This window comes from Cupriavidus sp. 8B (assembly GCF_054589115.1).
The window spans coordinates 9,755-17,697 of sequence record NZ_BAAILO010000662.1; the positions used below are offsets into that span (position 1 = coordinate 9,755).

Annotated in this window: 7 protein-coding genes and 2 pseudogenes; 5 read left to right on the forward strand and 4 right to left on the reverse strand. The window is 68.0% G+C overall.

Annotation, left to right across the window (positions count from 1 at the left end):
- A pseudogene (locus tag ACYP5B_RS53495) lies at positions 1–441 on the forward strand (dihydroxy-acid dehydratase); the annotation flags it as partial.
- Between the two features lie 40 nt (positions 442–481).
- On the forward strand, positions 482–1,465 hold the full coding sequence (locus tag ACYP5B_RS53500; protein WP_459575637.1) for a Bug family tripartite tricarboxylate transporter substrate binding protein: 984 nt from the start codon (positions 482–484) through the stop codon (positions 1,463–1,465).
- A gap of 100 nt (positions 1,466–1,565) precedes the next feature.
- On the opposite strand, the gene ACYP5B_RS53505 is transcribed toward ACYP5B_RS53500, so the two are convergent.
- Positions 1,566–2,393, reverse strand: coding sequence for a tetratricopeptide repeat protein (locus ACYP5B_RS53505; protein ID WP_400102239.1), 828 nt, complete (start codon positions 2,391–2,393; stop codon positions 1,566–1,568).
- 7 nt (positions 2,394–2,400) lie between these two features.
- Positions 2,401–4,536 (reverse strand): bifunctional 2',3'-cyclic-nucleotide 2'-phosphodiesterase/3'-nucleotidase, encoded by a 2,136-nt coding sequence (locus tag ACYP5B_RS53510; protein WP_459575639.1) that lies wholly within the window; start codon positions 4,534–4,536, stop codon positions 2,401–2,403.
- A 254-nt stretch (positions 4,537–4,790) separates the two neighbouring features.
- On the opposite strand from ACYP5B_RS53510, the gene modA reads away from it, so the two are divergent.
- The 3 genes from modA (at position 4,791) to ACYP5B_RS53525 (ending at position 7,147) form a co-directional block, all read left to right on the forward strand.
- Positions 4,791–5,606 carry a molybdate ABC transporter substrate-binding protein gene (gene modA / locus ACYP5B_RS53515; RefSeq protein ID WP_459575641.1) on the forward strand — a complete coding sequence of 272 codons (816 nt, stop codon included), beginning with the start codon at positions 4,791–4,793 and terminating at the stop codon, positions 5,604–5,606.
- Between the two features lie 140 nt (positions 5,607–5,746).
- On the forward strand, positions 5,747–6,418 hold the full coding sequence (gene modB / locus ACYP5B_RS53520) for a molybdate ABC transporter permease subunit (protein ID WP_267606605.1): 672 nt from the start codon (positions 5,747–5,749) through the stop codon (positions 6,416–6,418).
- Between the two features lie 6 nt (positions 6,419–6,424).
- Positions 6,425–7,147 (forward strand): ATP-binding cassette domain-containing protein, encoded by a 723-nt coding sequence (locus tag ACYP5B_RS53525; RefSeq protein ID WP_400102236.1) that lies wholly within the window; start codon positions 6,425–6,427, stop codon positions 7,145–7,147.
- 7 nt (positions 7,148–7,154) lie between these two features.
- On the opposite strand, the gene ACYP5B_RS53530 is transcribed toward ACYP5B_RS53525, so the two are convergent.
- Positions 7,155–7,673: a class IV adenylate cyclase gene (locus tag ACYP5B_RS53530; RefSeq protein ID WP_400102235.1), complete on the reverse strand. Its 519-nt coding sequence runs from the start codon at positions 7,671–7,673 to the stop codon at positions 7,155–7,157.
- A gap of 5 nt (positions 7,674–7,678) precedes the next feature.
- A pseudogene (locus ACYP5B_RS53535) lies at positions 7,679–7,943 on the reverse strand (hypothetical protein); the annotation flags it as partial.

The window sequence follows — 7,943 nt, forward strand, 5'->3', positions numbered from 1 at the left end:
ACCTGCGTGATCGTGCTGCAGAACGCCGGCCCGCAAGGCGCCCCAGGCATGCCGGAATGGGGCCAGCTGCCGATTCCGCAGAAGCTGCTCAAGCAAGGCGTGCGCGACATGGTGCGTATTTCCGATGCGCGCATGAGTGGCACCAGCTACGGCGCATGCGTGCTGCACGTGGCGCCGGAATCCTATGTTGGCGGCCCGCTCGCCTTTGTGCGCGATGGCGACCTGATCGAGCTGGATGTCCCGGCCCGCAAGCTCAACCTGCTGATCGGCGACGAGGAGATGGCGCGCCGCAGCGCTGCGTGGGTCGCGCCCGTGCCCAAGTTCGAGCGTGGCTACGGCAAGCTTTACCTGCGCCATGTCAGCCAGGCGGACAAGGGCTGCGACTTTGATTTCCTGGAACCGGTCGACGCCCCGGAGAGCGGCGAGCCGGAAATCCATTGACGCTGCACCGTCCCAAGAAAAACCGAGGAGACCCAACCCCATGAAACGCCAAGCCCTTGCGCTGCTGGCCGCCGCGACGACCGTAGCTGCCGCCGCCCTCCCGCTGACCGCTTCCGCCCAGGCCAGCTGGCCCAGCAAGCCGATCGCCTACGTGGTGCCCTTCCCGCCCGGGGGCACCACCGATACCCTGGCGCGCCTGATCGGCCAGCGCCTTGGCCAGGCGCTCGGCACCACGGTGGTGGTGGAGAACCGACCCGGCGCCGGCGGCAATATCGGCTCCGACTACGCGTCCAAGGCCGCGCCCGATGGCTACACCATCCTTGGCGGCACCATCAGCTCGCACGCGATCAATGCCAGCCTGTACCCGAAGATGCCGTACGACGTGGTCAAGTCCTTCGCCCCCATCACGCTGATCGGCACCAATGCCAATGTGCTGGTGGTCGGCGCCGGCAGCCCGTTCAAGACGGTGAAGGACATCGTGACCGAAGCCAAGGCCAAGCCGGATACGCTCGCCTTCGCGTCCGCCGGCAATGGCACCTCGCAGCACCTGGCCGGCGAATTGTTCCAGAGCCTGGCTGGCATCAAGATCACGCATATTCCCTACAAGGGCAGCGGCCCGGCGATCCAGGACGTGATGGCGGGGCAGGTGCCGATGATGTTCGACACCACCGTGGTGGCGGCCCAGCATATCGATTCGGGCAAGCTGCGGGCGCTGGCGGTGACTTCCGCCAAGCGCATCAAGAGCATGCCGAACGTGCCGACGATGGCCGAGGCCGGCGTCGGCGGCTACGAACTGGAATCCTGGCAAGCCATCTTTGCCCCGGCGAATACGCCCAAGCCGATCGTGGACCGCCTGTACAAGGAGATCTCGGCGATCATCAAGACGCCGGACATGCAGGCGCGGCTGGAAAAGCTGGGGATGGAGCCGTCAGGGATGTCGCCCCAGCAGTTTGCCGAGTTCCAGCGCAGCGAGATCGTGAAGTGGGCGAAGGTGGTGAAGGCGGCGGACATCAAGATCGACTGAGCGAGATCGGCCAAGCCCGATCCCCCTTGCGCGGCCGGGCGGCGGCGGTGGCATCCACGCACGCCGCCTCGCCGCCGCCCGCGCTCCAGGACCCAACGGCTCAGGGAACCAGAGCCGGATGCTTCAGCGCATGCGCGGTCTCCGCCAGATGCGCGCGAAAACTGCCCTCATCCCGCTTCAACCCCAGCTCGCCATACCGATAGGCCATCGCCAGCGCCTGGATCGATTCCGGATGCTCGCGCTCGGCCGCGGCCTCGTACCACGCCACCGCGCGGCCCTCGTCGCGCGGCACCCCCGCACCTTCGCGATAGGCGTTGGCCAGCATGAACATCGCCTGCGCCACGCCGGCATCTGCGGCCAGCTCGAACCAGCGCGCGGCCGCGGCCGGGTCCGGCGTGCGGCCATAGCCGCCACGGTGCAGCAAGCCGAGGTAGTACGCCGCCCCGGTATTGCCCGCAGCGGCGGCCAGCTCGAAGTGGTGCCAGGCCGCCGCCACGTCGGTCGAGCGCTGCGCATCGCCGAGGAAGGCCGCCTTGCCCAGCACGAAATGCGCGCGCGCGTCGCCCGCCACGGCAGCCTGCTTCAGCCAGTCCCGGCCTTCGGCATGCGTCGCCGCATCCCCGCTTGCCCACAACGCCTCACCGAGCGCGGCCTGGGCCGCGACCTCCCCCGCCTGCGCCGCCTTTTGCAACGCCGCGAGCGCTTGCGCGTCTGCGGCCGAGCCCGCCAGCGTCTGCCACTGGGCAAGTTGCGCGTGGCGCGCACTGGCATGCTCGCGCCACGCCGAAGCCCCGCCCACGCAGCCTGCCGCCACCGCGACCGCCACCAGCGCGGCAGCGATGACCGGATGCAGGCGGCGCTGGCGGCCCTGGCGACGCCCAGGCGCGCTGCGTGCCGGCGCCATCGTTCCCTTCATTGCCGTGGTCATTGCCGCCTTACTGGTTGAGGTCGACGCTGTACAGCGACAGGTTCTTGGTGGTGTCGTAGCTCGCCTGCTCCAGCGCAATATTGGCGAGGCCCGCGGCTTGTGCCTGCGCCAGCTGGTTCGGCGCGGAAGCAAAGACCACCTTGCCGGCCGTGGCCACCTTGGTGAAGCGCCAGCTGCGCGCGGCGCCGTTGGCGGCGCGCGTGATGGAGCCGGCTTTCTTGATGTAGGCGATCAGCACATCGCGGCTGGTGTCGGGCGAGGCATAGACCGTCTTGCTGCCGTCCAGGCCGGGGAAATTGCCGCCGCCGCTGGCGCGGTAGTTGTTGGTGGCTACGATGAACTGCTGGCTGGCGTCGAGCGGCACGCCCTTGTAAGCGAGGTTCTTGATGCGGCTGCCTTCGGCTTGCGTCACGTCGATCTCGTACTGCAGGTCGGGCGAGGTGAACATGTCGAAGTTATAGCCAGGGAAGCTGCTGATGAGCTGCTGGTCGGCGGTCTTGGCCGGATCGATCAGGTTGAAGCGTTTGGCGGCGGTCTCCAGCCACGCCTTGACGTCGCTGCCGCTCACCTTCACCGCGTAGATGGTGTTGGGGTAAAGGTAGAGATCGGCCGCATTGTTGATGGCGAGGTTGCCGGACTGGACGTCGGTGTAGTCGTTGCCGCCGCCAAAGCCGCTCTTGAACGGCGCGGAGACGGACAGCACCGGCAGCGCGGCCAGCGCCGGCAGGTTGGCGGCGATGTAGTCCTTCACGTAGGCCGCCTGCGCCTGGTTGACGATCTGGATCGCGCCGGGATCGCCCACATCGGCAAAATACGTGCTCATGCGGTAGTCGGTGGTGCCGATTGGCGTCTTCACATAAGCGATGGTGGCTTGGTGCTCCGCATCGACCGCGGCGGCCACGGTGGCATCGGGGGCAACATAGCTCTTGTCGGCGTTCTGGATCGAGCGCGCCTCCACCGTGGTGGCGCTCTTGTCTACGACCCAGCGGGAACCGTCATGCGCCAGCTGCAGCTTGATCACGCCGAGGCGGCGGCCCCAGTAGTCGGCCATCACCGTGGGCACGCCGTTGACCGTGCCGCGCACCTTGTCCACGCCCGGCAGGTTGAACTGCGCTACCGTGCTGGTGGCATCGGGGAAGACCTGGTGCGAGTGGCCGATCAGCATGGCGTCCACGCCGGCCACCTTGGACAGGTGCCAGCTGCCGTTCTCCATGGTGGGCGAGTAAGCGGAGGCATCGAGCCCGCCGTGGGAGATCACCACCACCAGGTCGGCGCCCTTGGCGCGCATCTCAGGCACGAACTTCTCGGCGGTTTCCTTCACGCCCTCCGTGTAGACCTTGCCGTCGAGCCAGCGCTTGTCCCAGCTCATGATCGCGGGCGGCGTGAAACCGATGATGCCGACCTTGACCGGCACCGTGACGGCCTTGCCGTCGGGCCCGGTGGCGGTGATCTGGCGGGTGATGATGGTGTACGGCTGGAACAGCGGCGCGCGCGTGCGCACGCTGTACACGTTGGCCAGCACCTGCGGGAAGGCCGGCCCGGCGCACGGCGTCTGCACGGACGGGTCGGGCAGGCCATCCACGTTGAAGCGGTTGCCCGTGACCTGGTTCAGGTAGCCCAGGCCGTAGTTGAACTCGTGGTTGCCGATGCCGCCGCCGTCGAACTTCGCGGCGTTCATCACCTTGTACATGGCCAGCGTCTCGCCGCACTTGAGCGGGTTGACCTGGGCCTGGTAGTCGGCAAGCGCCGTGCCCTGGACGGTGTCGCCGTTGTCCAGCAACAAGGTGTTGGGAAACTCGGTGCGCGCCTGCTTGATCAGGGTTGCCACGCGCTCGAAGCCGAAGGACTTGTCCTCGGCCAGCTTGAAGTAGTCGTAGCTGCGCACATTGGTGTGCAGGTCAGTGGTCTCCAGCAAGGCCAGCGTGGCCTTGGTGCCGGCCGAGACGCTATCGGCCTGCGGCGTGACACCGGTGCCCGTGCCGGGGCTGGCGGGGCTGTCGTCGGAGCCGCAGGCGGCCAGCAGCGCGGTGGCCGCGATGGCGGCGGCGACCGCGGCCACGGTGGATACGGTGGACACGGCGAGGATGGGGGACGAAGCGGGCGCGGCGCGCGCAGGTAGAACGTCGGTCGGACGGCGGTGCATTTGTGGCTCCCTTCTTTCTTGTTGTGCCTGGAGCCGGACATTGTCCCGAGCGCAAATGGCAGCAGAGTGACGCGCGCGTTACACCGTCGTGACGGCCACCATCGGGTGGGGCGCGGAGCGGGGGACTCTGCCCATATGCCCTGTCCTGACCAGAAGTGCCATTGACGGCGCGTTATATACCGTCATATATTGCGCTTTTGGCGAACACTTCCTGTTTGCCCCGCCTGCCCTCCAACCCTCGCCCCGCCATGCCCATGCACCCGATCTCCGCTCCGCAGCCTGCCCAGTCCCGCCCACCGCGCGGCGCCCGACGGAGCGCCGCGCTGGCGGCCGGCCTGCTGCTGTCCGCCACGCTGGCGCTGTCCGCGCCGGCCGCCTTCGGCGCCGACCTGGTGGTCTCCGCCGCGGCCAGCCTGACCAATGCCTTCAAGTCGCTCGCCGAATCCTATGAACGCGCGCATCCCCAGACCAAGGTGATCCTCAACTTCGGTGCCTCCGACGTGCTGATGCAGCAGATCGTCAACGGCGCGCCGGCCGATGTGTTTGCCTCGGCCGACCAGGACGCCATGAACAAGGCCGTGGCCGAGCGCGTGGTGCAGCCTGCGTCGCGCCGCGATTTCGCGGCCAACCAGCTGGCGCTGATCGTGCCGGCGGACAGCAAGCTGGACTTGAGCAAGCTGCAGGACCTGGCCCGCCCCGAGTTCAAGCGCGTGGCCTTCGGTAACCCGGCGTCGGTGCCGGTGGGCCGCTACACCAAGGGCGCGCTGGAAGCGGCGGGCGTGTGGGATGCGGTATCGGCCAAGGGCGTGATGGCGCAGAACGTGCGCCAGAGCCTGGACTATGTGGCCCGCGGCGAAGTCGATGCCGGCTTCGTCTTTGCCACCGATGCGGCGATCATGCCGGAGAAGGTCAAGGTGGCGCTGCGGGTGCCGACGCGCCAGCCGGTCACCTATCCGATCGCCATCACCTCGCAATCGAAGCAGCCCGCCGAAGCCGCGGCATTCCTCGGCTACGTGACCTCGCCGGAAGGGCAAGCGGTGCTGGCCAAGTATGGTTTTCTCAAGCCGTAAGCCGTAAGCCGTGAGCCGTAATCCGTAAGCCATAATCCGTAGTCCTTACCCGCAGCCCCGGCGCCTGCGCGCGCCGCCAACCTGAATCCACCTCATCGCCTGCCTGGCTTCGCCGGCAGGCGTCCATGCTGATGACCTCCCTGGAAGCTGTCTGGGTCCCGCTCTCGCTCTCGCTCAAAGTAGCGGGCTGGGCCACCGTGCTCAATGCCGTGCTCGGCGTGGGCGCGGCCTTTGCGCTATCGCGCTGGCAATCGGCCGCGCGCGACGTGGTCGACGCCCTGCTCACGCTCCCGCTGGTGCTGCCGCCCACCGTGCTCGGCTACTACCTGCTGGTGCTGGTCGGGCGCCGCGGCGTCTTTGGCGAGTGGCTCGGGCGGCTCGGCATCGAACTGGTCTTTACCTGGCAAGGCGCGGTGCTGGCCTCCACCATCGTGGCCTTCCCGCTCGTGCTGAAGTCGGCACGCACCGCCTTCGAAGGGGTTGACTCCCAGCTGGAGGACGCCGCGCGCGTGCTCGGCACGTCCGAGGCTGGCATCTTCTTTCGCGTAACGCTGCCGCTGGCGTCGCGCGGCATCATCGCCGGCGTGCTGCTGGCCTTTGCCCGCGCGCTGGGCGAGTTCGGCGCCACGCTGATGGTGGCCGGCAACCTGCCCGGGCGCACGCAAACGCTGTCGGTCGCCATCTACGAGGCCGTGCAGGCCGGCGACGACAACACCTCGACCCTGCTGGTGCTGGTCACCTCCGTCACCTGCGTGGTGCTGCTGGTGGCCGCCGGGCGGCTGGTGCCGCCCACCCGCAAAATGTACCGGTAGACCGCCATGACCATGCACGTCACCGTACGCAAGCAGCTCGGTTCCGCCGACCGCCATTTCGGGCTGGATATCGCCTTTGACTCGGAGAGCAAGCGCATTGCCCTGTTCGGCCCCTCCGGCGCGGGCAAGAGCCTGACGCTGCGCGCCATCGCCGGATTGCTCACGCCCGACAGCGGCCACATCGCGCTCAACGGCCGCACCTTGTTCGACAGCGAGACGCGCGTCAATGTGCGCCCGCAGGAGCGGCGCGTAGCCTACCTGTTCCAGGACTACGCCCTGTTCCCGCATCTGACGGTCGCGCAGAACATTGCCTTTGGCCTGGAGCGCGGCTGGCGCAACCCGCGCCGCAATACGCACCACCCGGAAGCGCAGCGCTGGATCGATGCGTTCGGCCTCGGCGCGATCACCGGCAACTATCCCGGCGAGATCTCGGGCGGCCAGAAGCAACGCGCCGCGCTGGCGCGCGCGCTGGCGGCGCGGCCCGACATCGTGCTGCTGGACGAACCGTTCTCCGCGCTGGACCCGGCGCTGCGCGTGCGCATGCGCGCCGAGCTGCGCGCGCTGCAGGCCAGCCTGGAAGTGCCGATGCTGGTGATCTCGCACGACCCCGACGACGTGGAAGCCCTCGGCGACCACGTGCTGGAAGTGCGCGAAGGCCGTATCTTTGGCGCCGCGCCCGTGAAGGGGCATCCGCAGGTGTACGCGCCGGCTTCCGCGAGCGCGGTCTGAGGCCGGCTCAGGCCCCGGCCGCGCGCAGCAGGTCCACGTAGGCGGCGTCGATCCATTGCCCCGGCGCTACGCCTAGCTTGCCCAGAAGCGCATGCGCCTCGGCAACGCCGGCCTCTGCCGGCTCGCCCTGCGCCAGCACCACCTCGAGCTCCAGGAAATCCCCCAGCCCCTCCACGCGGTCCAGATGCACGCGCGTGCGGCCCACCAGGAACAAGGTGCGCGCCTTGCGCAAGCGCCCGTTCTCGCCCCACGCCGCCGTCAGAGCGGCACGCAGGGAATCGGGCTCGGCCGTGGGCGAGATGATGTAGTGGCTCTCCTTGGGTCCGGCCTGGTCGGCGCGCGCGTAGAAGATCAACTGGCCATCGCCGGACGGGAAGGCACGCAGCTTGAGCCGGCCGTTGGGGCAGACGAAGAAGGTGTCGTCCTGCAAGATCAGCTCCGGGCCATGATCGGCCAGCGGCGCAACCAGCGGCACCAATGTGTCCACGCTGTCGATATGCGCCTTGATTTCTATGTTTCTTGGCATGGGTCTCAGGAAAACAGCGGTTTTGCGGCAATCCCCCGCATGGTGATACCGATGACGATCTCCAGCACGCGCCATGCCGGGATGGAACGGCCCGGCGCAAATGCTGCTTCCTGCAGATTTCTGTGAATCATCAATGGGTACTTGGATCTTGGTTTGGGCTGGACTGCTTTGCAGAGCGGACTCCAGCACTGATTTTCTCCCTTCTCCCGCATGGCGGGAGGGGGGTGGGGGGAGCGACACCTCACTTCGAGCCAGCGCCCGGGGGGGGGG

Bases quoted from the DNA above. Each gene is read 5' to 3' on its own strand.
- ACYP5B_RS53500 (WP_459575637.1), top strand. From the start codon at position 482: ATGAAACGCCAAGCCCTTGCGCTGCTGGCCGCCGCGACGACCGTAGCT.
- ACYP5B_RS53505 (WP_400102239.1), bottom strand. From the start codon at position 2,393: ATGACCACGGCAATGAAGGGAACGATGGCGCCGGCACGCAGCGCGCCT.
- ACYP5B_RS53510 (WP_459575639.1), bottom strand. From the start codon at position 4,536: ATGCACCGCCGTCCGACCGACGTTCTACCTGCGCGCGCCGCGCCCGCT.
- modA (WP_459575641.1), top strand. From the start codon at position 4,791: ATGCACCCGATCTCCGCTCCGCAGCCTGCCCAGTCCCGCCCACCGCGC.
- ACYP5B_RS53525 (WP_400102236.1), top strand. From the start codon at position 6,425: ATGACCATGCACGTCACCGTACGCAAGCAGCTCGGTTCCGCCGACCGC.
- ACYP5B_RS53530 (WP_400102235.1), bottom strand. From the start codon at position 7,673: ATGCCAAGAAACATAGAAATCAAGGCGCATATCGACAGCGTGGACACA.